Source organism: Pseudomonas paeninsulae, from assembly GCF_035621475.1.
In the GTDB taxonomy this organism is placed as follows: domain Bacteria; phylum Pseudomonadota; class Gammaproteobacteria; order Pseudomonadales; family Pseudomonadaceae; genus Aquipseudomonas; species Aquipseudomonas paeninsulae.
This window is the reverse complement of the sequence record NZ_CP141799.1, coordinates 1802631-1822863: the sequence shown is the minus strand read 5'-3', so window position 1 is coordinate 1822863 and position 20233 is coordinate 1802631. Positions and strand designations below refer to the sequence as shown.

Genomic DNA, 20233 nt, shown 5'->3' with positions numbered 1-20233 from the left:
GGCTATTCCATGAAGCCTTGCAGCTTCAATTCAATAGAGCGCGGATTTTCGCCTTCGGCGATCGACAGAATGCCCTCCAGCAACATCTCGCGGTAGCGCGACTGACGCTGGGCGACGGCCTTGAGCTTGTTGCCAATGGGCAGCAGTAGCAGGTTGGCAAAACCGACCCCGTAGATGGTGGCGACAAAGGCCACGGCAATGCCGTTGCCGAGCTTGCTCGGATCAGCCAGATTGCCCATCACATGGATCAACCCCATCACCGCACCAATGATGCCGATCGTCGGGGCGTAACCGCCCATGCTTTCATAGACCTTGGCGGCCTGGATATCGCGGCCTTCCTGGGTGTACAAATCGACCTCGAGGATGCTGCGAATGGCTTCGGGTTCGGCACCATCGACCAGTAACTGCAAGCCCTTGCGCGCAAAAGGATCGGTCTCGGTATCGGCCATCGCCTCAAGGCCGAGCAGGCCTTCCTTGCGTGCGGTCATGCTCCAGCCGACGACATGCTCGATGCCGCCGACCAGATCGATGCGCGGCGGAAAAAAAATCCAGCGCAGAATCACCAAGGCGCGCTTGAACACACTGACCGGCGCCTGCAGGAACGCCGCGCCCAGGGTGCCGCCAATCACGATCAACGCCGCCGGACCATTGAGCAGCGCCGCAGCATGACCACCCTCCAGATAGTTGCCACCCAGAATGGCGACGAACGCCAGGATGACCCCTATCAGGCTCAGCACATCCATTACACGCAGGCCTCTGCCAAGTGCCGACCGATGTCATCGAGGCTATAGATGGCGTCCACCAGATTGGCCTTGACCACCGCCATCGGCATGCCATAGATCACGCAGCTGGCCTCATCCTGCGCCCACACGTGACTACCCTCCTGTTTGAGCAGGCGCGCGCCCTCGCGCCCATCGGCTCCCATGCCGGTCAATACCACCGCCAGCACCTTGTCGTGAAAAGACTTGGCCGCCGAGCCGAAGGTAATGTCGACACAGGGTTTGTAGTTCAGGCGCTCATCGCCCGGCAGAATCCTCACAGCGCCGCGACCGTCGATCATCATCTGCTTGCCGCCCGGAGCCAGCAGCGCCAACCCCGGACGCAACAGATCGCCATCCTCGGCTTCCTTGACGTTGATCCGGCACAGTTTGTCCAGACGTTCGGCAAATGCCTTGGTGAAAGCCGCGGGCATGTGCTGGATCAGCACCAGCGGCGCCGGAAAATTGGCCGGCAACTGGGTCAGCACACGCTGCAGAGCCACCGGCCCCCCGGTCGAGGTGCCGATGGCCACCAGCTTGTAGGACTTGCGCTTGGGCGCACTCGCGCGCGCAGTAACCGGCGCGGAGGCTGGCGCAGGCACGGGGGTGCTGACGCCAGAACGACCGAGGCTACTGCGCGCTGCCGGCTTTCCCAGCGTGCTGACACTCGGCGCCGGCGCCGCGACAAGGCCGCGGCGATTGCTGCGGGCAATGCTGTGCACCTTCTCGCAGAGCAGTTGCCTGACCTTCTCGGGGTTACGCGAAATGTCTTCGAAGTTCTTCGGCAGAAAATCCACCGCCCCGGCATCCAGCGCATCCAGGGTGACGCGCGCGCCTTCGTGGGTCAGCGAGGAAAACATCAACACCGGGGTCGGACAGCGCTGCATGATGTTTCGTACGGCGGTGATGCCGTCCATCATCGGCATCTCGTAGTCCATGGTGATCACATCGGGCTTGAGTGCCAACGCTTGATCGATGGCTTCGCGGCCATTGGTCGCCGTACCTACCACCTGGATATTCGGATCGGCAGAGAGAATTTCCGAAACGCGCCGCCGAAAAAAGCCGGAATCGTCCACCACCAACACCTTGACCACCATAAAACACTCCTAAACGGCGCCGCCTCAGGCGACGCCGCGAACAATCAGATGCGCCGCGCGTAGCGCTTGAGCATGCTCGGTACGTCGAGAATCAAGGCGATACGCCCATCGCCAGTGATGGTAGCGCCAGACATACCTGGAGTGCCCTGGAGCATTTTGCCCAACGGCTTGATCACCACTTCCTCCTGTCCAACCAGCTGATCGACGACGAAACCGATGCGCTGGCTACCGACGGTGAGAATCACCACATGGCCCTCGCCCGGTTCGTCATGGGCAGCGCTGCGTACCAGCCAGCGCTTGAGGTAGAACAGCGGCAGCGCCTTGTCGCGCACGATCACCACTTCCTGGCCATCGACCACGTTGGTGCGCGACAGGTCGAGGTGGAAAATCTCGTTGACGTTGACCAGCGGGAAAGCGAAGGCCTGGTTGCCCAGCATCACCATCAATGTCGGCATGATCGCCAGGGTCAGCGGCACCTTGATGACGATCTTCGAGCCCTGGCCCTTGACCGAGAACACGTTGACCGTGCCGTTGAGCTGGGAAATCTTGGTCTTCACCACATCCATGCCGACCCCGCGGCCGGACACGTCGGATATCTCGGTCTTGGTCGAGAAACCCGGAGCGAAGATCAGGTTGTAGCACTCGAACTCGTTGAGGCGGTCGGCCGCGTCCTTGTCCAGCAGACCCTTCTCCACGGCCTTGGCCCGCAACTGATCGGCGTCCATGCCTTTGCCATCATCGGAAATCGACAGCAGGATGTGATCGCCTTCCTGCTCGGCCGACAGCACTACCTTGCCGCCGCGCGACTTGCCCGCGGCCTCGCGCTCTTCCGGGGTTTCGATGCCATGGTCGACGGCGTTGCGCACCAAGTGCACCAGCGGATCGGCCAGCGCCTCGACCAGGTTCTTGTCCAGGTCGGTTTCTTCACCGACCAGTTCAAGATTGATCTCTTTCTTCAGGCTGCGCGCCAGATCACGAACCAGCCGCGGGAAGCGGCCGAAGACCTTCTTGATCGGCTGCATGCGCGTTTTCATCACCGCCGTCTGCAGATCCGCGGTGACCACGTCGAGGTTGGACACGGCTTTGGCCATGGCCTCATCGCCGCTGTTGGAGCCCAGGCGCACCAGACGGTTACGCACCAGCACCAGCTCGCCGACCATGTTCATAATCTCGTCCAGACGCGCGGTATCCACCCGTACGGTGGTTTCCGCTTCGCTGGGTGCTGGCGCCTTATCGGCGACGGCGGCCGTCGGTGTCGGCGCTTTCAGCGGAACAACCTTGGCTGCGGGTTTGGCCAAGGGCTGAGCGGCAACTGCGGGTTTAGCCGGAGCGGCAGCCGCTGCTGCGGCGGGCGCCTTGGCGATCGCGGCCGGCTCGACAAACTTGCCCTTGCCATGTAGCTGATCGAGCAGCGCCTCGAACTCATCGTCGCTGATCTCGTCGCCAGACGCCGGTGCAACGGGCGCTGCGATCGATGCACATGCCACGGCCACTGCAGGTGCAGGTGCAGGTGTAGGTGCAGCGAACTGGCCCTTGCCATGTAGCTGGTCGAGCAGCGCCTCGAACTCATCGTCGCTGATCTCGTCACCAGGCGCTGGCGCCACGGGCGTTGCGATCGACGCAGATGCCACGGCCACTGCAGGTGCAGCGAACTGCCCCTTGCCATGCAACTCATCGAGCAACGACTCGAACTCGTCATCGCTGATTTCGTCACCGCCTGCGTTTGCGCTCGCCACCTTGCCAGGCGACTCGGTCAGCGCATCGAGTAACTGCTCGAATTCGCTGTCGGTGATATCGCCAGAAGCGACCTCGGCAACGGGCTCTTCGACCGCAACGGCCGCAGCCGGCTCGGCCAGACGCGCCAGGGCTGCCAACAGCTCTCGCGTGGCCGGTGTCGGTGCAACGCGCTCACGCACTTCAGTGAACATGCCATTGACCGCATCGAGTGCTTCCAGCACTACATCCATCAACTCGGAGTCGACGCGCCGCGCACCCTTGCGCAGGATGTCGAAGACGTTTTCTGCGATATGGCAACATTCCACCAGCTCATGGAGCTGGAGAAAACCGGCACCACCTTTGACGGTATGAAAACCGCGAAAAATAGCGTTGAGCAGATTCATGTCGTCCGGGCGGCTTTCAAGCTCCACCAACTGTTCGGACAATAGTTCAAGAATCTCGCCGGCCTCCACCAGGAAGTCCTGGAGGATTTCTTCATCGGCGCCGAAGCTCATATGACGTGCTCCTAAAATCCCAGGCTGGAAAGCAGATCGTCGACATCATCCTGATTGGATGCGACGTCTTCACGCTTATCGGCATGAATCTGCGGACCTTCACCGTGGGAAGGCTCTTTTTGTTGTTCTTGTTCAGCACGCAGCACGGCGTGGTCATGCTCGATACCGGCAAAACGGTCGACCTGACTGGCCATCAGCACCAGTTTGAGCAAGTTGCTTTCCACTTCGGTGACCAGTTGCGTCACCCGCTTGATCACCTGGCCAGTCAGATCCTGGTAATCCTGCGCGAGCAGAATATCGTTGAGCTGGGCCGACACCTGAACGCTGTCGCGCTCGCTGCTGGCGAGAAACAGTTCAATTCGCTTGGCCAGGTCACGGAAACCATCGGCGCCCATTTCCCTTCGCATGAAGCGGCCCCAATCGGCACTCAGGCTCTGTGCCTCGGCGCCGATACCGTTAACCAGGGGCGAACTCAGTTCAACCAGATCCATGGTGCGATTGGCCGCTTTCTCGGTCATCGTCACCACATAATTCAGGCGCTCGGTAGCGTCGGTGATTTGCGACACTTCTTTGGCGTGCGGCACCCGTGGATCGAGCTGGAAATTGACGATGGCGTTATGCAACTCGCGCGTCAGCTTGCCGACCTCGTGATACAGACCACGGTCGCGAACCTTGTTGATATCGTTGATCAGTTGCACCGCTTCGCCAAAATTGCCGTGTTCCAGGCTTTCCACCAATTGGCGCGCGTGAATTTTCAGGGTCGACTCAAAGTCACCCTGAGCGGAATCGTCATGTTCCATAGTGCCCTCGCGGCAGACATCAGCCGTTGACCCGCTCGAAGATTTTTTCAATCTTTTCTTTCAGCACTTGGGCTGTGAACGGTTTAACCACATAGCCATTCACCCCGGCTTGTGCGGCCTCGATGATCTGATCGCGTTTCGCTTCAGCGGTCACCATCAGCACCGGCAACTGCTTCAGACGCTCGTCTGCACGTACCGCACGTAACAAGTCGATCCCGGTCATGCCTGGCATATTCCAGTCAGTCACCAGAAAATCGAAACTGCCGCTTTGCAGCATCGGCAGTGCAGTGGTGCCATCATCGGCTTCCGCGGTGTTGGTGAACCCCAAGTCGCGCAGGAGGTTCTTGATGATCCGGCGCATCGTTGAAAAGTCATCAACGATGAGGATTTTCATGTTTTTGTCCAAGTCGACCTCCGTACAGTCCCAAACGAACCCAGCACCTGGGCACGCTTTTAATCGTGAAACCGGCCTGACAGGCCGCTGCAAAACTACTTCACTAGATTTTCCAACGGCCTGCTGATTTAACTGATCAGCTCGCTCGCCATTCCCCCAGTCGTGCCCGCAAGCGTGCGGCACACTGACTATGCAACTGACTGACGCGCGATTCGCTAACCCCCAGAACCTCACCAATTTCCTTGAGATTCAGTTGTTCGTCGTAATACAGCGACAACACCAACCGTTCCCGCTCGGGCAAGTGGCTGATGGCATCGGCCAATGCCGCCTGGAAACGCTCGTCCTCCAGCTCCCGCGAGGGCTCTGGGTGAGTGGAGCTGACGTCTTCGTGCAGCCCGCCATGCTCGCCGTCCTGCAGCAAATCGTCGAAGCTGAACAACCGGCTGCCCAAAGTGTCGCCAAGGATGCCGTAGTAATCCTCGAGACTCAATTGGAGTTCGGCCGCAACCTCTTGATCTTTAGCGTCGCGACCGGTTCTTGCTTCAATTACCCGAATTGCGTCGCTGACCATACGGCTATTGCGATGCACCGAACGCGGCGCCCAATCGCCTTTGCGCACCTCATCGAGCATCGAGCCGCGAATGCGAATACCGGCGAACGTTTCGAAACTGGCACCTTTACTGGAGTCGTATTTCTTCGAGGCTTCGAGCAGGCCAATCATCCCGGCCTGGATCAAGTCATCCACCTGCACGTTGGCCGGCAAGCGCGCCAACATGTGATAGGCAATCCGCTTGACCAAGGGCGCGTGGCGCTCGATCAACTGGTGCTGGGCGTCTTGTGTCTGAGCCTTGCTGTACATACGGAGTCCAGAAGCTGCTGTCATATGGCCGTATCCGCGGCAGGTTGCTGCACCAGGCGCTCGACGAAAAATTCCAGATGGCCGCGCGGATTGGCCGGTAGTGGCCAGGCATCGACTTTCTGGGCAATCGCTTTGAACGCCAGGGAACTCTTCGAGCGCGGGAAGGCTTCGTAGACCGCACGCTGTTTCTGCACGGCCTTGCGTACCGACTCATCGTAAGGCACCGCGCCGACATATTGCAGCGCGACATCGAGGAAGCGGTCGGTAACCTTGGTCAGCTTAGCAAACAGGTTGCGGCCTTCCTGTGGGCTGTGCGCCATATTCGCCAGGACGCGGAAACGGCTCATGCCATGGTCGCGGTTGAGCAGCTTGATCAGGGCATAGGCGTCCGTGATCGAGGTCGGCTCGTCACACACCACCACCAGCACTTCCTGGGCGGCGCGGACAAAACTGACCACCGAGTCGCCAATACCCGCGGCGGTATCGACAATCAGCACATCGAGGTTGTCGCTGATGTCGCTGAAGGCTTGAATCAGGCCGGCATGCTGCATGGGCGAAAGCTGCACCATGCTCTGCGTGCCTGACGCAGCGGGAACCACCCGAATGCCGCCGGGGCCTTGCAGCACCACGTCGCGCAGTTCGCACTCGCCACTGATCACATCGGCCAGCGTCCGCTTGGCAGTGAGGCCCAGCAGCACGTCGATGTTGGCCAGCCCCAGGTCGGCGTCCATCACCATCACCCGCCGACCGAGATCAGCCAGCGCCAGCGCCAGATTCACCGACACATTGGTCTTGCCGACGCCACCCTTGCCGCCGGTCACCGCAATCACCTGTACGGGATGCATACCCATGTTATCTATACACCTTGTCTGACTTCGACTGGGACCATGTGGCTGCTGGTACTCCGCCAATCCACCGCCGGGCACCACGCATCGCCGCATATTGCTTAATCATTGCCGCAATGGCCATTAACCGGCGCGCCGCGCCGGATGTTGATAAAGCCCGGCGAACATCTCGGCCATTGTATCTTCGCTCGGGTCCTCGGCGCTTTGCAGTCCCACCGCACGGCTCACCAGTTGATGGCTGCGCGGCACCTGCAAATCATCCGGAATCCGTGGCCCATCAGTGAGATAGGCTACCGGTAGACGCTGGCCAATAGCCAGACCTAAAACCTCGCCGAGGCTAGTGGCCTCATCCAGCTTGGTCAGGATGCAGCCGGAAAGACCGCAGCGCTTGTAGCTGTGGTAGGCGGCCTTGAGCACCTGGCTCTGGCTGGTAGCCGCCAGGACCAGGTAATTCTTGGCCTTGATGCCGCGACTGGCCAGGGTTTCCAGCTGCATGCGCAGGGCGGGATCGCTGGCCGGCAAACCGGCGCTATCGATCAATACCACGCGCTTGCGCGCCAGGGGGGCCAGAGCCTGGGTCAGCGACTGACCGGGGTCGACCAGGGTCACCGGTACATTGAGGATACGCCCCAGGGTCTTCAGTTGTTCCTGGGCGCCAATCCGATAGCTGTCCAGACTGACCAGGGCAACATGCTGAGCGCCATACTTGAGCACATAACGCGCAGCCAGCTTGGCCAGGGTTGTAGTTTTACCCATACCAGCAGGACCGACCAGGGCAATCACCCCGCCCTCTTCCAGCGGCTCCTGCTGCGGCGTTTGAATCGCATGGGCCAGGTGAGCGAGCAACATGCCCCAGGCCTGGCGCGGCTCGGCGACATTCGCCACACGCTCGAGCAACACCCGCGACAACTCGGCGGGCAAGCCCATGCGCTGCAGACGCCGCCAGAGATTGGCCTGCTGCGGCCGACGCGTCTGCATCTGCCCCCAGGCCATGGAGCCCAGCTGCCCTTCGAGCAACTCGCGCAAACCGTGCAACTCGGAGCGCATGGCCTCGAGCGCGCCCTGGTCGCCGCTGGTCATTGGCGCTGGCGCAGCCGTACGCAGGGCGGTATCCAGATCGTCGAGCGGCGCCACCGGCTCTTCGGCGAACAGCTGGCGGTCCTTGCTGGCGTCAGCTTGGGTACGTGTGACCAGCTCGGCCTGCGCCGAGGCGATACGGGCTTGCGTCTGGCGCAACTCGGCTTCCAGCGCCGCGTTCGGTTGCCGAGCAGGGGCGGCGGGTATCTGGTAGTCCAGTGCGGCGGTCAGCTCAACACCGCCGGCAACCCGGCGGTTACCGATGATCGAGGCGTCCGCGCCCAGCTCATCGCGAACCAGCTTCATGGCTTGGCGCATATCGGCAGCGAAAAAGCGTTTGACCTGCATGGCCTGTTACCTCGGTTAATTCTGTCCCACCGTAGCGACGATGGTGACCTGCTTGTTGTCCGGGATTTCCTGGTAAGCCAGCACATGCACACTCGGCACTGCCAACCGTGCAAACCGCGAGAGCATCGCCCGAACCGGTCCGGCTACCAGCAGGATCACTGGCTTGCCGAGCATTTCCTGGCGCTGCGCTGCTTCCACCAGGGAACGCTGCAGCTTCTCGGCCATGCCCGGCTCCAGGAGGATTCCCTCCTCGGAGCCTTGACCGGCCTTCTGTAGACTGTTTAGCAATATCTGTTCCAACCTTGGCTCAAGGGTGATCACAGGCAGCTCCAGCTCTAGTCCCACGATGCTTTGCACGATGGCCCGAGCCAAGGCGACCCGCACTGCCGCGACCATCGCGGCGGGATCTTGACTCTTCGGCGCCACGTTGGCGATGGCTTCGGCGATGGTACGGATGTCGCGCACCGGCACCTGTTCCTGCAGCAGCGCCTGCAGCACCTTGAGCAGGGTCGACAGCGACACCAGGCCCGGCACCAGCTCCTCGGCCAGCTTCGGCGAACTTTTCGCCAGCAACTGCATGAGCTGCTGCACTTCCTCGTGACCGAGCAGCTCATGCGCATGCTTGTGCAAGACCTGGTTGAGGTGGGTCGCGACCACCGTACTGGCATCGACCACGGTGTAGCCCAGCGATTGCGCCTGATCGCGCTGGCCCGGGTCGATCCATACCGCTTCCAGGCCGAACGCCGGATCTTTGGCGGCAACCCCGTTGAGGGCGCCGAATACCTGACCCGGATTGATCGCCAATTCGCGATCCGGGTAAACCTCGGCCTCCGCCACGCTGACGCCCATCAAGGTCAAGCGATAGGCGCTGGGCTGCAGATCGAGGTTGTCGCGGATATGCACCGAGGGCATGAGAAAGCCCATCTCCTGCGAAAGCTTCTTGCGCACGCCCTTGATCCGCGCGAGCAACTGGCCACCCTGGTTGCGGTCGACCAGCGGAATCAGCCGGTAGCCGACCTCCAGGCCGACCATGTCCACTGGCATGACATCGTCCCAGCCGAGTTCCTTGACCTCCTGGGCGCGCTGGGCCGGCAGCAGCTCCTGCTGACGTTGAACCTCATGCACTTCCTCTTCCTTGACCTGGCGCTGCTTGTTGGCGATCCAATAGGCGCCGCCGGCGGCAACCAGACCGAGACTGATGAAGGAAAAATGCGGCATGCCGGGCACCAGACCCATGGCGATCATGATCGCCGCCGCCACGGCCAGGGCGCGCGGCGAGGCGAACATCTGCCGATTGACCTGGGCGCCCATGTCTTCCGAACTGGAGACGCGGGTGACCATGATCGCCGCGGCGGTCGACAGCAGCAGCGAGGGAATCTGGGCGACCAGGCCGTCGCCAATGGTCAGCAGGGTATAGACCTTGCCTGCATCGGCAAAACTCAAGTCGTGCTGGAAGATACCGATAGCAATGCCGCCGATCAGGTTGATGAACAGAATCAACAGGCCGGCGATAGCATCGCCACGCACGAACTTGCTGGCACCGTCCATCGAGCCGTAGAAATCAGCCTCCTGGGACACTTCGGAGCGGCGTATCTTGGCTTCCGCCTGTTCGATCAGGCCGGCATTCAGGTCCGCGTCGATGGCCATCTGCTTGCCAGGCATGGCGTCCAGGGTAAAACGCGCGCTGACTTCGGAAATCCGCCCGGCACCCTTGGTCACCACCACGAAGTTGATGATCATGAGAATGGCGAACACCACGATACCGACCACATAGTTACCGCCGATCACCACCTCACCGAAGGCCTGGATCACCTGCCCCGCCGCGCCATGACCGTCATGGCCGTTGAGCAATACCACGCGGGTGGACGCGACGTTCAGCGCTAGGCGGAGCAAGGTTGCCGCCAGCAAAATAGTCGGGAATACCGCGAAATCCAGCGGACGCAAGGCATAGATACCGACCAGCAGCACCACGATTGACAGGGCGATGCTGAAGGTAAACAACACGTCGAGCAGGAACGGCGGAATCGGCAGCATGACCATGCCGAGCATGACCAGCAGCATCAAGGGGATGCCCAGATTGCCCTGACGCAACCCCGACAGATTGCTGCGCACGTTGCCGACCATTTGTGAGCGATCTACTGCCACATCCCTACCCCAGCCAATTCAATCTTTTGACGCTATTCGCGCCTTTGCCAAGGGGTTTGCAAGAAGCTGTCCAACTTTTCCTGCGCCATTCAAGGGTGGGTTAGCCGCTGAGTCGATATTCGCTCAAGACCGCTGTTTGGGTGCGGCGTGACCCATCGCGGCGTCGGGCCTGCTGACGCCCCGTTGGCTTACGCGGCGCGCGAAGGGCTTGGCTGCCTGCCCCACCGCATGCGCCGCTAACCCAACCGACACCGCTCAGCCTGTGCGGCCCGCCCCACCCTACTCGTCGCGGCGTAAATCCGTCGGGATCGGCAAATCCGGCAACGGCGCCGGGCGCTTGCCTTTGCCAGCCTGGTACTGGCGAATCTGGTAGACGTAGGCCAGCACCTGGGCCACCGCCAGATACAGCCCGGCCGGGATTTCCTGGTCCAGCTCGGTGGAATAGAACACCGCTCGCGTCAGGGCCGGCGACTCCAGCAGCATGATCTTGTGCTCCTGAGCGATCTCGCGAATCTTCAAGGCGGTAAAGTCACCGCCCTTGGCCAACAACACTGGCGCATTGCCCTTGGCCGGGTCGTATTTCAAGGCCACGGCGAAGTGGGTCGGGTTGGTGATCACCACGTCTGCCTGCGGCACTGCCTGCATCATCCGCCGCTCGGTCATCTCGCGCTGCAACTGGCGGATACGCTGCTTGACCTCGGGCTTGCCCTCACTGTCCTTGTATTCGTCGCGTACCTCCTGCTTGGTCATCATCATCTTCTGCTTGTTGTCCCAGAGCTGGAACGGCACATCCACCGCCGCAATCAACACCAGTCCGCAGGCCATCCACAGGGCGCTCCAGCCAACCACCTGGGCCGCGTGCATAATCGCCGACTCCAGCGGCTCATGAGCGATCGCCAGCAGGTCGTCGACCTTGGCCGACAGCACGGCAAGCGCCACGGAAAGTACTAGCGTGAACTTGGCCAGTGCCTTGAGCAGCTCGACCAGCGCCTTGGCCGAAAACATCCGCTTGAGCCCCGCCAGCGGATCCATCCGGCTGACCTTGGGCGCCATCGCCTTGGCCGAGAACAACCAGCCACCCAAGGAAATCGGGCCGACAATCGAGGCGATCAGCAATGCTAAAAACAATGGCAGCACGGCGTCCACGGCAACTTTTCCCGAGGCCAGCAGCCCGATCGCCATGGAGCGCTCATCCATGATCACCTCGCGCGGCAGGGAGAAATTACTGCTCATAATTGATATCAAGGCGCTGCCCAGGCTGCCGCCAAAAGCCAGCAAGCCGCCAGTCCCGGCCAGCATGATCGCCAGGGTATTGAGCTCGCGGGAGCGAGCAATCTGACCTTTCTCACGGGATTCACGAAGGCGTTTCTCCGTGGGGTCCTCGCTTTTATCGGCACCGCTTTCCGATTCGGCCATGGCCTAACTCGCTCGCGCCATTTCACGCAACAGTTGCAGGGCTTCGCTGGCGAACACCTGGTACTGCGCGAGAATATCGGCCATGCCAATCCAGAGAATCACCAACCCCATGACCAGGGTCAGCGGAAAACCGATGGAGAAAATATTCAGCTGCGGGGCGGCGCGGGTCATCACCCCGAAGGCCAGGTTGACCACCAGCAGCGCGGTGATCGCCGGCAACACCAGGATCAGCGCCGCGCCTATTACCCAGCCCAGTTTATTGGCCAGTTCCCAGTAGTGTTCGACCAGGAAACCGCCGCCAACCGGCAGGGTGACGAAACTCTCGGCCAACACCTCGAACACCACCAGGTGGCCGTTCATGGCGAGAAACAGCAAGGTCACCAGCATTAGCAGAAATTGACCGATCACCGCCACCGAGATGCCGTTGGCCGGATCGACCATGGAGGCAAAACCCAGGCCCATCTGCGTTGCCACGATCTGCCCGGCGATGACGAAGGCATGGAAGAATAACTGCAGGATAAAACCCAACATCACCCCGATCAGCACCTCCTGGGCGATCAGAATAAATGTCGGCAGGCTTAGTGCCTCGACTTGCGGCATCGGCGGCAGATTGGGCATCAACACCAGGCAAATCGCCAGCGCCAGATACAGACGCACGCGCATCGGCACCAGTTGCGTGCCAATGATCGGCATCACCATCAACAGCGCCGCGATACGAAACAGCGGCAGCAGGAAAGAACCCACCCAGCCGCCGATCTGCGCATCGCTCAGTTCCAACATGTCAACGTCCGTGGAGAAATCGTGGCGAGTACTGCCCGCAGCTTCGCCGGGAGCGACTCTGCACGGCTGCAAGCGGGCACGCAGTAGAGGTATGCATGGGCGTTCAGCCGATCAACAGTGGAATATTCATGATCAAGTTCTGCATGTACTCGATCATCCGCTGGGCCAGCCAGGGTCCGGCGACGATCAGGGTGACCAGAATCACCAGCAGGCGTGGCAGAAAGCTCAGGGTCTGTTCGTTGATCTGGGTGGCGGCCTGGAACATCGCGACCATCAAGCCGACCAGCAGGCTGGGCACGACGACGATCGCGACTATGGTGGCGGTCAACCACAGCGCCTCGCGAAACAGGTCGACGGCGACCTCGGGCGTCATGCCTAGATCCCTCCGAAGCTGGCGGCGAGGGTGCCCATGATCAACGCCCAGCCATCGATCAAGACGAACAGCATGATCTTGAACGGCAGGGAAATAATCAGCGGCGAGAGCATCATCATACCCATGGCCATGAGGATACTGGCCACCACCAGATCGATCACCAGGAACGGGATGAAGATCATGAAGCCGATCTGGAACGCCGTTTTCAGTTCGGAGGTCACGAACGCCGGCACCAGGATAACCAGCGGCGCATCTTCCGGGCTGGCGATATCGGTACGTTTGGACAGGCGCATGAACAGCTCCAGATCGCTTTCGCGGGTCTGCGCCAGCATGAAGTCCTTGATTGGCACCTCGGCCTTGGCAATCGCTTCCTGGGCGGGCAATTGCTCGTTGAGATAAGGCTGCAAGGCATCGTTATTAATCTGCTCGAACACCGGCGCCATGATGAACAGGGTCAGGAACAGCGCCAGGCCGACGAGAATCTGGTTGGACGGCGTCTGCTGCAGGCCCAGGGCCTGACGCAGGATCGAGAAGACGATAATGATGCGAGTGAAACTGGTCATCAGCATCAGGAAGGCCGGAATGAAACTCAGCGCCGTCATGATCAACAGGATCTGCAGGCTGACCGAGTACTCCTGCTGGCCTGCGGCGTCGGTGCTCAGGGTAATCGCCGAAATCGACAGCGGATTGTCGGCGGCAAACACCACGGGCGCGACCAGGGTGAACAGCAGAACCAACAGCAGGCGCAACGCGCTCATCAAGACTTGTCCTTCTGGTCCTTGCCCAACAGCTCCATCAGGCGCTGGGCGAACTCGGTCGAGGCCGGCTCGCCGTCAGGCAAGTGCACCGGCTCTTTCAGCACATGCAAGGGCGCGATGCGTCCCGGCGTCAGGCCGAGAAGTAGCTGTTCGCCGCCCACCTGCACCAGCACCAGTCGATCGCGCGGACCGAGCGCCTGACTGGCGACTATCTTGATCACCTGGCCGCCGCGCGGGCCTAGCTGCTGCACCCGGCGCATTAACCAGGCCAGCAGAAAAATCAGGCCAATCACCAGCAACAGGCCAAGCAACAACTGCAGCAGCTGCCCGGTGATGCCGCTGCCGGCCATGGGTATGGTCGCTTGCGCTGCCGGCTCGGCGGCCAGAGCGGTGAACGGCAGGAGCAAGGTAACGCCTGAAAGTCTGTACATGAGCGGGCTCTGTCGGTGCATTAACGCAGTTTCTTGATCCGTTCGCTGGGGCTGATCACGTCGGTCAGGCGGATGCCGAACTTCTCGTTGACCACCACCACTTCGCCATGAGCAATCAGGGTGCCGTTGACCAGCACGTCCAACGGCTCGCCAGCGAGACGATCGAGTTCGATCACCGAACCCTGGTTGAGCTGCAACAGGTTGCGAATGGTGATATCGGTGTTGCCGACTTCCATGGAGATCGACACCGGAATATCGAGGATCACATCGAGATTCGGCCCATCCAGGCTGACGGACAGATTACCCTTGGGCACGCTGCCGAATTCTTCCATGGGTGCACGTGGCGGAGCCGGCGCAGCCGCTCCACCGACGGCGAGCATGGCATCGATATCATCCTGATTGGCGTCGTCGCCGGACTCGGACAAGGCGGCTGCCCACTCGTCGGCCAGCGCCTGCTCCTCGGGGGAGGTGTTTTCATTTTCGTCTGCCATCGTGTGTCCTCGGCGGGCTGGTAGCGGATTGGGCGAGCGCAGTGCGGTTTAATTACACCCTGTCAGCGCTGGCGGCCGATGGGCTCTAGCACTTGCAGCGCCAGGTTGCCTTTGTGTGCGCCAAGCTTGACCTTGAAGGTCGGTACGCCATTGGCGCGCAGGATTACGTTATCGGGTATATCCACCGGGATCACATCGCCCGGCTGCATGTGCAGGATGTCGCGCAGCCTCAGTTGGCGCTTGGCTATCGTGGCGCCGAGCGGCACGCTGACGTCGAGAATGTCTTCGCGCAGGGACTTGATCCAGCGCTCGTCCTGATCGTCGACGTCGGACTGGAAACCGGCATCGAGCATCTCGCGGATCGGTTCGATCATCGAATAGGGCATGGTGATGTGCAGGTCGCCGCCACCGCCGTCCAGTTCGATATGAAAGGTCGACACCACAATCACTTCGCTGGGGCTGACGATGTTGGCCAGGGCCGGATTGACCTCCGAGTTGACGTACTCGAAGTTGATATCCATGACCGCTTGCCAGGCTTCCTTGAGGTCGATAAACGCCTGGTCGAGCACCATGCGCACCACGCGCAGCTCGGTGGGGGTGAATTCGCGCCCCTCGATCTTGGCATGACGGCCATCGCCACCGAAAAAATTGTCGACCAGTTTGAACACTAGCTTGGCATCGAGGATGAACAGACCGGTGCCACGCAACGGCTTCATCTTCACCAGATTGAGGCTGGTCGGCACGTACAGCGAATGCACGTACTCGCCGAACTTCATCACCTGCACCCCACCCACCGCCACATCCGCCGAACGACGCAGCAGATTGAACATGCTGATGCGGGTGTAGCGGGCAAAGCGCTCGTTGATCATTTCCAGGGTCGGCATGCGCCCACGGACGATGCGGTCCTGGCTGGTCAGGTCATATTGTTTGACGCTTCCCGGCTCGACTTCGTCCTCGGCATCGACCAGCCCGTCATCGACGCCGTGCAGCAGCGCATCGATTTCATCCTGGGACAGCAGGTCTTGCACAGCCATGCGAAGCTCCCGGCTATTGCAGCACTAGGTTGGTGAACAGCACTTGCTCGACGGTCAATTTGCCCGTCTCCTTCTGCGCCAACTCCTGCACGCTGGCCGTAGCCTGCTGGCGCAGCATTTCCTTGCCCACCGGCGTGATCAACGACTCGAAGTCCTGGTTGGAGAACAACATCACCAGACGGTTGCGCAGCACCGGCATATGCACCTTGAGCGCATCGAGCGCTGCCTGGTCACGCACCAGCAAGGCAATACTAACCTGCATGTAGCGCGCCCGACCGTTATGGGTGAAGTTGACCACGAACGCCGGCAGCAATTCTTCGTAGATCGCCACTTGCTTGACGGGCACCGCAGGCTCTGCGGACTCAGCCTCGACGTCACTCTTGGCCGCACCCTTGTTGAGGAAAAACCAGGTGCCGCCCACCGACAATCCCACAGCCAGGAGCAAGGGCACGACAATCATGATGATGAGCTTCAACTTACCGGCCGGTTTCGCCTCGGCGCTTACCGAGTCTTGCTCCGCGTCTTTCTTAGCCATGCCAATTATCCGTCACTAATCGGAGTTCAATCCGTGTTCAAAGGGTGGTGAGCAAGTGTTATGCCAGCTTACAAACATCTGCAGCTCGCCGGACCCCGGTTACGCGCAACACCCGAACACATAGCGCGACAGCATGCGTGATCGAGGTTCGACTCAACGATGGCCAGCGGGTATACCAGTCCCGCCTCTTGCTGTCACCCAAAAACGACCACGCCCGAGCCCATTGCGGAGTCGGGCGTGAGTGGGTTGCGCGCACTGCGAACAACACCGACCTGCCGAGTTGCCAGCCTTTGCCGCAGCCCCATTGGCCGCAGTGACGCACCGGCCTGGATGCAGTGTTTTTCAACGACCGGTCAAGCGTAGTAATCGACCATGCCACGCCCACTGTCGGGCAGGCTGCTTTTGAGTTCCACGTCAAGGGCCGCATGGGCCTCGTCAGCACCACCCAGCCGCTCATTACCCGCCTCGCCACGCCCTCTGCCATCGCCGCCCTGCCCCTGCCAACCGCGGTTGAGCGACTGATCGGAAACGTTCACGTCGAGCAGGTTCATGCCTTGCTGGGCGAACATCTCACGCAAACGGTGCATCTGCCCTTCTAGGGCCTCACGGACCCCGGCATTGGCGCTGGCGAAGGTCACCTGGGTCTGCTCCTGATTCACGCTGATGCGCACTTCCAGGCGTCCCAGTTCGGCCGGATCGAGCTGAATATCGGCGGACTTGAGGTTCTGGCTGGAGAGCAACATCACCCGATCCACTACCGCCTCGCTCCAACCGGCCTGATGCATGGGTACCGGCTGGCCGGCCATCAGTCCGGTGCGGGGAGCTTGCGTGGTCTGCTGAGCAACCGCCTGACTCAGCGCACCGAGCCTGGCCACGAAGTTCTCCGGCCGAGTGTCGGCGGCGCTCTCTTTGAGCGCCTGCAATCCCTCGGCAGTAAGCTCGAGCGACGCCAGATCGGCCTCTGGTTCTGCCTGCTCGGAGCTCATGGCCGCGATGGCACTGGCAAAGCTTTGCCCGGCGCTCTGCGCCGTTTGCGTAGCCACACTGCCGGGCGCGCTCTGCTCGGCCACTGCGGCCTTGGCTTTAGCACCCAACTCAAGAGCCATACGCACGGCCGGCGGTTGATCCAGCGCATCCAGTTCGGGATCGGCGTTCGCCGCCGGCAACCGGGTAGGCCAGGCATCCGGCAGAGCAGTCGTCATCATCGGCTGCGGCTCACCGGCAAGTTCGAGGTCGAGCCCGAGGTCTTCCGCTTCGCTATCGGCTGGCTGCTGAGCGAGTGTGCCCAGCGCCAGCAATGGATCGAGGGTAGGATCATCCACGCCTGCATCGCTCGGCAAAAGCTTGCCGCTATCGGCAAACTCCGGCTGCTGAGCGACAGACGCAGCCTCTGGGGCTTGCGGGCTCTGCGTATCCTGCGTCTCGGATTTGGCTGGGCGATGGGGCTTGGCAGACGCATCGCTGCGCTCTGCTGCTTTCGCCTGGCGCTCCTTGGCATACACCTGGGCAAAACTGGAAGCCTCGCTCTTGCGGGGCTCGGCCGGTTTCTCCGGGGCTTTGCCCGCAGAAGCTTTCGGCTTTATTTGCGGTGCCGACCGGAGGAGCGGATCGGGGGCGACGGCCATGGGCATTCTCCATTCAAATGGGTCGTGCCATAGGTTTAGCAAAGGCCGGGCCAAGTTGGCGGCAAGCAGGGAAATTGGGATCGTGCACCGCCATCCAGGCCAGCCCAGCCGCCTGAAGCCCTGGCCGATCCAGCGCCCTTTCATATCCGATAACGCTGGCGCTCGGACTTGAACAAAATACGCACGATGGCAAATTCACGTTCGACCTGCTCGATCAGCTCAGGCGCTTCGGCCAGTAACTCGCGCCGACCAACCTCTTCCAGCTCCCTGCACAAGCTGGTAAGCATGGGCGCGCCCATGTTGCTGCAACTGCCTTTGAAGCTGTGCGCCGCCATGCGCAAGCCCTGCGCGTCAGCCTCACGCATGGCCTGACGCAACAAGCGCAGACGCTCTTCGGAATCCGCCAGATAAGTATCCAGCAACACCGGATACTCATCCTCCATGACCTCCTGCAACGCAGCCAGTACGGCGCTATCGAGATGAATATCTGACATCCGCTCGCTCCCTGATTATCAGGCGCGGGATTATGCCCCAGCCAACCAGGAAAACTCCACGCTAACCCCTTGCCCATCCTCCGGCCAGGTACAGCGCTCGCTCAACTGACGAACCAGAGCCAGGCCGCGGCCACACAGACGGTCAACTCGTAGTTGCTGCTCCAGAATCGCCTGCCCATCGAAACCCAGCCCGCTGTCTTCGACCCGGACGGTCAAACGCCCACCGGCAGATTCGGGGACCAGCTGCAGATGGAAACGCACATACCCCTCACGTAACTGAGCCAGACGGGTGCTGCGCTGCAGGTAATACTCGGCAAAGCCCTCGGCATCGCATTTCAGGTTCGAGTCCAGGCCCAGCACCCCATGCTCCAGGGCATTCGAGTAGAGTTCGGCGAGCACGCTATAGAGCGCTCCAGCCTGCGGGCGCAGCCCCTCGACCTCGAGCAGCAATTGCAACAGGAACGGCAGCGGATTGAAACGGCGCAAGGTCTCGCCACGAAACTCGAAACTCGCCGACCAATCCAGTGGGCTGCTCTGACCACTGCCGGTGAAGAGCAAGGGCCCACGACTCAGGCTACCCTCCTCGACCATGCTGACTTCAACCAAGCTGACATCGTCTTGCAGTTCGCCGCGAAAGCGCAGTAACTCCTGCTGAATTTCCGCGAATAACTGCGCTGACTGCCGATTGGCGGAAAACACCTTGAGCAAACGTTTTTCCCCAAACAGCTCGCCCTGCTGGTTGCAGGCTTCCAGTACGCCATCGGACAACAGAAAGACCCGGTCGCCTAACTGCAGCGGGTAGACCTCGTACCTGTCATTGAACGCCGCCGGCTCCAATACCCCCAACGGCAGATGCCGCGACACCAGGGGCACCCGCTCACCGCCGTCGGCGCGCAGCAGATAGCCATCCGGCAAACCGCCGTTCCACACCTCCACGACCCGACGCTGAAAGCTGATATTGAGCAGGGTGGCACAACAGAACACGCCCACCGGCAAGATGCGTTTGAGCTTGGCATTGATCTCGCGAAGGATCTCCGTCAAGGCATAGCCCTTGGCGGTCATGCCATAGAACACCTCGGCCAGCGGCATGGCGCCAATCGCCGCAGGCAGGCCATGGCCGGTAAAATCGCCAAGTAGCACATGCATATCGCCGGAGGGCTTGAACGCAGCGAGCAGCAGGTCGCCGTTGAACAACGCATAAGGCGATTGCAGGTAACGGATATTCGGCGCAGCGAGACAACCGGAATGCGCCACCTTGTCGAACACCGCCTTGGCCACGCGCTGTTCGTTGAGCAGGTACTCGTTGTGCTTGGCGATCAGGTCACGCTGCTGCAGCACGGTATCCTGCAGGCGCCGCAAGCGATCCATGGCGTTAATCTTGGCCTCGAGAATCACCCGGTTATAGGGTTTGGCGAGAAAGTCATCGCCGCCCGCCTCCAGGCAGCGCACCAGCGCTTCGCCTTCGGTGAGCGAGGTCAGGAAGATGATCGGCACCAGTTCTTCGCCGGCCATCTGTTTGATCCGCCGTGCTGCCTCGAAGCCATCCATGATCGGCATCAGCGCGTCCATCAAGACCAGCTGTGGACGCTCCTGCTCGAACAAGGCAACCGCTTCCAGGCCATTGCTGGCGGTCAGGCTGCGATGGCCCTGACGGCTGACGATGGTCGATAACAGCATGCGGTCGGCAGCGTTATCCTCGGCGATCAGAATCGATAGACGCGCAGGCATGGCTGAGGAACTCG

The 20233-nt window shown here is 61.1% G+C and carries 20 protein-coding genes; all 20 read right to left on the bottom strand.

Translation table 11 applies throughout. The features are described 5' to 3' along the window. Positions 1–2: 2 nt before the first annotated feature. The 20 genes from VCJ09_RS08470 to VCJ09_RS08375 all read right to left on the bottom strand — a co-directional run bounded on the left by VCJ09_RS08470 (position 3) and on the right by VCJ09_RS08375 (position 20219). Complete coding sequence (locus tag VCJ09_RS08470; RefSeq protein ID WP_324733942.1) at positions 3–743, bottom strand: flagellar motor protein; 741 nt, start codon at positions 741–743, stop codon at positions 3–5. Further along, complete coding sequence (locus VCJ09_RS08465; protein ID WP_324733941.1) at positions 743–1855, bottom strand: protein-glutamate methylesterase/protein-glutamine glutaminase; 1113 nt, start codon at positions 1853–1855, stop codon at positions 743–745. Before VCJ09_RS08465 ends, VCJ09_RS08470 begins: the two co-directional genes overlap by 1 nt. Before the next feature lie 44 nt (positions 1856–1899). Further along, a complete protein-coding gene (locus VCJ09_RS08460; RefSeq protein WP_324733940.1) occupies positions 1900–4086 on the bottom strand; it encodes a chemotaxis protein CheA in 2187 nt (728 codons plus the stop codon). An 11-nt stretch (positions 4087–4097) separates the two neighbouring features. Then, positions 4098–4886: a protein phosphatase CheZ gene (locus VCJ09_RS08455; RefSeq protein ID WP_324733939.1), complete on the bottom strand. Its 789-nt coding sequence runs from the start codon at positions 4884–4886 to the stop codon at positions 4098–4100. Positions 4887–4905: 19 nt separating this feature from the next. After that, a complete protein-coding gene (locus VCJ09_RS08450; protein ID WP_177345177.1) occupies positions 4906–5280 on the bottom strand; it encodes a chemotaxis response regulator CheY in 375 nt (124 codons plus the stop codon). Positions 5281–5416: 136 nt separating this feature from the next. Further along, positions 5417–6163, bottom strand: coding sequence for an RNA polymerase sigma factor FliA (fliA, locus tag VCJ09_RS08445; RefSeq protein WP_079201423.1), 747 nt, complete (start codon positions 6161–6163; stop codon positions 5417–5419). Further along, positions 6160–6999, bottom strand: a complete 840-nt coding sequence (gene fleN / locus VCJ09_RS08440) for a flagellar synthesis regulator FleN (RefSeq protein WP_154067153.1) — start codon at positions 6997–6999, stop codon at positions 6160–6162. The genes fliA and fleN overlap by 4 nt, the downstream gene beginning before the upstream one ends. Positions 7000–7107: 108 nt before the next feature. Next, positions 7108–8409, bottom strand: a complete 1302-nt coding sequence (flhF, locus tag VCJ09_RS08435; protein ID WP_324733938.1) for a flagellar biosynthesis protein FlhF — start codon at positions 8407–8409, stop codon at positions 7108–7110. 15 nt (positions 8410–8424) lie between these two features. After that, complete coding sequence (gene flhA / locus VCJ09_RS08430) at positions 8425–10533, bottom strand: flagellar biosynthesis protein FlhA (protein WP_324734628.1); 2109 nt, start codon at positions 10531–10533, stop codon at positions 8425–8427. 300 nt (positions 10534–10833) lie between these two features. Then, on the bottom strand, positions 10834–11970 hold the full coding sequence (gene flhB / locus VCJ09_RS08425; protein WP_324733937.1) for a flagellar biosynthesis protein FlhB: 1137 nt from the start codon (positions 11968–11970) through the stop codon (positions 10834–10836). Positions 11971–11973: 3 nt separating this feature from the next. After that, positions 11974–12750 (bottom strand): flagellar biosynthetic protein FliR, encoded by a 777-nt coding sequence (gene fliR, locus VCJ09_RS08420; protein ID WP_324733936.1) that lies wholly within the window; start codon positions 12748–12750, stop codon positions 11974–11976. A 103-nt stretch (positions 12751–12853) separates the two neighbouring features. Continuing rightward, positions 12854–13123, bottom strand: coding sequence for a flagellar biosynthesis protein FliQ (gene fliQ, locus VCJ09_RS08415; protein ID WP_324733935.1), 270 nt, complete (start codon positions 13121–13123; stop codon positions 12854–12856). A 2-nt stretch (positions 13124–13125) separates the two neighbouring features. Then, a complete protein-coding gene (fliP, locus tag VCJ09_RS08410) occupies positions 13126–13881 on the bottom strand; it encodes a flagellar type III secretion system pore protein FliP (protein WP_324733934.1) in 756 nt (251 codons plus the stop codon). Next, a complete protein-coding gene (fliO, locus tag VCJ09_RS08405) occupies positions 13881–14312 on the bottom strand; it encodes a flagellar biosynthetic protein FliO (RefSeq protein WP_324733933.1) in 432 nt (143 codons plus the stop codon). The genes fliP and fliO overlap by 1 nt, the downstream gene beginning before the upstream one ends. 20 nt (positions 14313–14332) lie before the next feature. After that, complete coding sequence (fliN, locus tag VCJ09_RS08400; protein ID WP_079201415.1) at positions 14333–14803, bottom strand: flagellar motor switch protein FliN; 471 nt, start codon at positions 14801–14803, stop codon at positions 14333–14335. Positions 14804–14865: 62 nt separating this feature from the next. Then, positions 14866–15837 (bottom strand): flagellar motor switch protein FliM, encoded by a 972-nt coding sequence (gene fliM, locus VCJ09_RS08395; protein WP_324733932.1) that lies wholly within the window; start codon positions 15835–15837, stop codon positions 14866–14868. A 13-nt stretch (positions 15838–15850) separates the two neighbouring features. Continuing rightward, positions 15851–16372, bottom strand: coding sequence for a flagellar basal body-associated protein FliL (gene fliL, locus VCJ09_RS08390; RefSeq protein WP_324733931.1), 522 nt, complete (start codon positions 16370–16372; stop codon positions 15851–15853). 353 nt (positions 16373–16725) lie between these two features. Next, entirely contained in the window at positions 16726–17997 is a 1272-nt protein-coding gene (locus VCJ09_RS08385) for a flagellar hook-length control protein FliK (RefSeq protein ID WP_324733930.1), read from the bottom strand. Between the two features lie 140 nt (positions 17998–18137). After that, positions 18138–18491 (bottom strand): Hpt domain-containing protein, encoded by a 354-nt coding sequence (locus VCJ09_RS08380; RefSeq protein ID WP_324733929.1) that lies wholly within the window; start codon positions 18489–18491, stop codon positions 18138–18140. Positions 18492–18521: 30 nt separating this feature from the next. Then, entirely contained in the window at positions 18522–20219 is a 1698-nt protein-coding gene (locus tag VCJ09_RS08375; protein ID WP_324733928.1) for a fused response regulator/phosphatase, read from the bottom strand. Positions 20220–20233: the final 14 nt, after the last annotated feature.

Coding starts and splice junctions, on each gene's coding strand:
- VCJ09_RS08450 (WP_177345177.1), bottom strand. CDS start 5,280: ATGAAAATCCTCATCGTTGATGACTTTTCAACGATGCGCCGGATCATC.
- fliP (WP_324733934.1), bottom strand. CDS start 13,881: ATGAGCGCGTTGCGCCTGCTGTTGGTTCTGCTGTTCACCCTGGTCGCG.
- fliQ (WP_324733935.1), bottom strand. CDS start 13,123: ATGACGCCCGAGGTCGCCGTCGACCTGTTTCGCGAGGCGCTGTGGTTG.
- fliO (WP_324733933.1), bottom strand. CDS start 14,312: ATGTACAGACTTTCAGGCGTTACCTTGCTCCTGCCGTTCACCGCTCTG.
- VCJ09_RS08465 (WP_324733941.1), bottom strand. CDS start 1,855: ATGGTGGTCAAGGTGTTGGTGGTGGACGATTCCGGCTTTTTTCGGCGG.
- VCJ09_RS08380 (WP_324733929.1), bottom strand. CDS start 18,491: ATGTCAGATATTCATCTCGATAGCGCCGTACTGGCTGCGTTGCAGGAG.
- VCJ09_RS08375 (WP_324733928.1), bottom strand. CDS start 20,219: ATGCCTGCGCGTCTATCGATTCTGATCGCCGAGGATAACGCTGCCGAC.
- VCJ09_RS08455 (WP_324733939.1), bottom strand. CDS start 4,886: ATGGAACATGACGATTCCGCTCAGGGTGACTTTGAGTCGACCCTGAAA.
- VCJ09_RS08470 (WP_324733942.1), bottom strand. CDS start 743: ATGGATGTGCTGAGCCTGATAGGGGTCATCCTGGCGTTCGTCGCCATT.
- flhA (WP_324734628.1), bottom strand. CDS start 10,533: ATGGTCGGCAACGTGCGCAGCAATCTGTCGGGGTTGCGTCAGGGCAAT.
- flhF (WP_324733938.1), bottom strand. CDS start 8,409: ATGCAGGTCAAACGCTTTTTCGCTGCCGATATGCGCCAAGCCATGAAG.
- fliA (WP_079201423.1), bottom strand. CDS start 6,163: ATGACAGCAGCTTCTGGACTCCGTATGTACAGCAAGGCTCAGACACAA.
- fliN (WP_079201415.1), bottom strand. CDS start 14,803: ATGGCAGACGAAAATGAAAACACCTCCCCCGAGGAGCAGGCGCTGGCC.
- VCJ09_RS08385 (WP_324733930.1), bottom strand. CDS start 17,997: ATGGCCGTCGCCCCCGATCCGCTCCTCCGGTCGGCACCGCAAATAAAG.
- fliR (WP_324733936.1), bottom strand. CDS start 12,750: ATGTTGGAACTGAGCGATGCGCAGATCGGCGGCTGGGTGGGTTCTTTC.
- fliL (WP_324733931.1), bottom strand. CDS start 16,372: ATGGCTAAGAAAGACGCGGAGCAAGACTCGGTAAGCGCCGAGGCGAAA.
- fliM (WP_324733932.1), bottom strand. CDS start 15,837: ATGGCTGTGCAAGACCTGCTGTCCCAGGATGAAATCGATGCGCTGCTG.
- VCJ09_RS08460 (WP_324733940.1), bottom strand. CDS start 4,086: ATGAGCTTCGGCGCCGATGAAGAAATCCTCCAGGACTTCCTGGTGGAG.
- flhB (WP_324733937.1), bottom strand. CDS start 11,970: ATGGCCGAATCGGAAAGCGGTGCCGATAAAAGCGAGGACCCCACGGAG.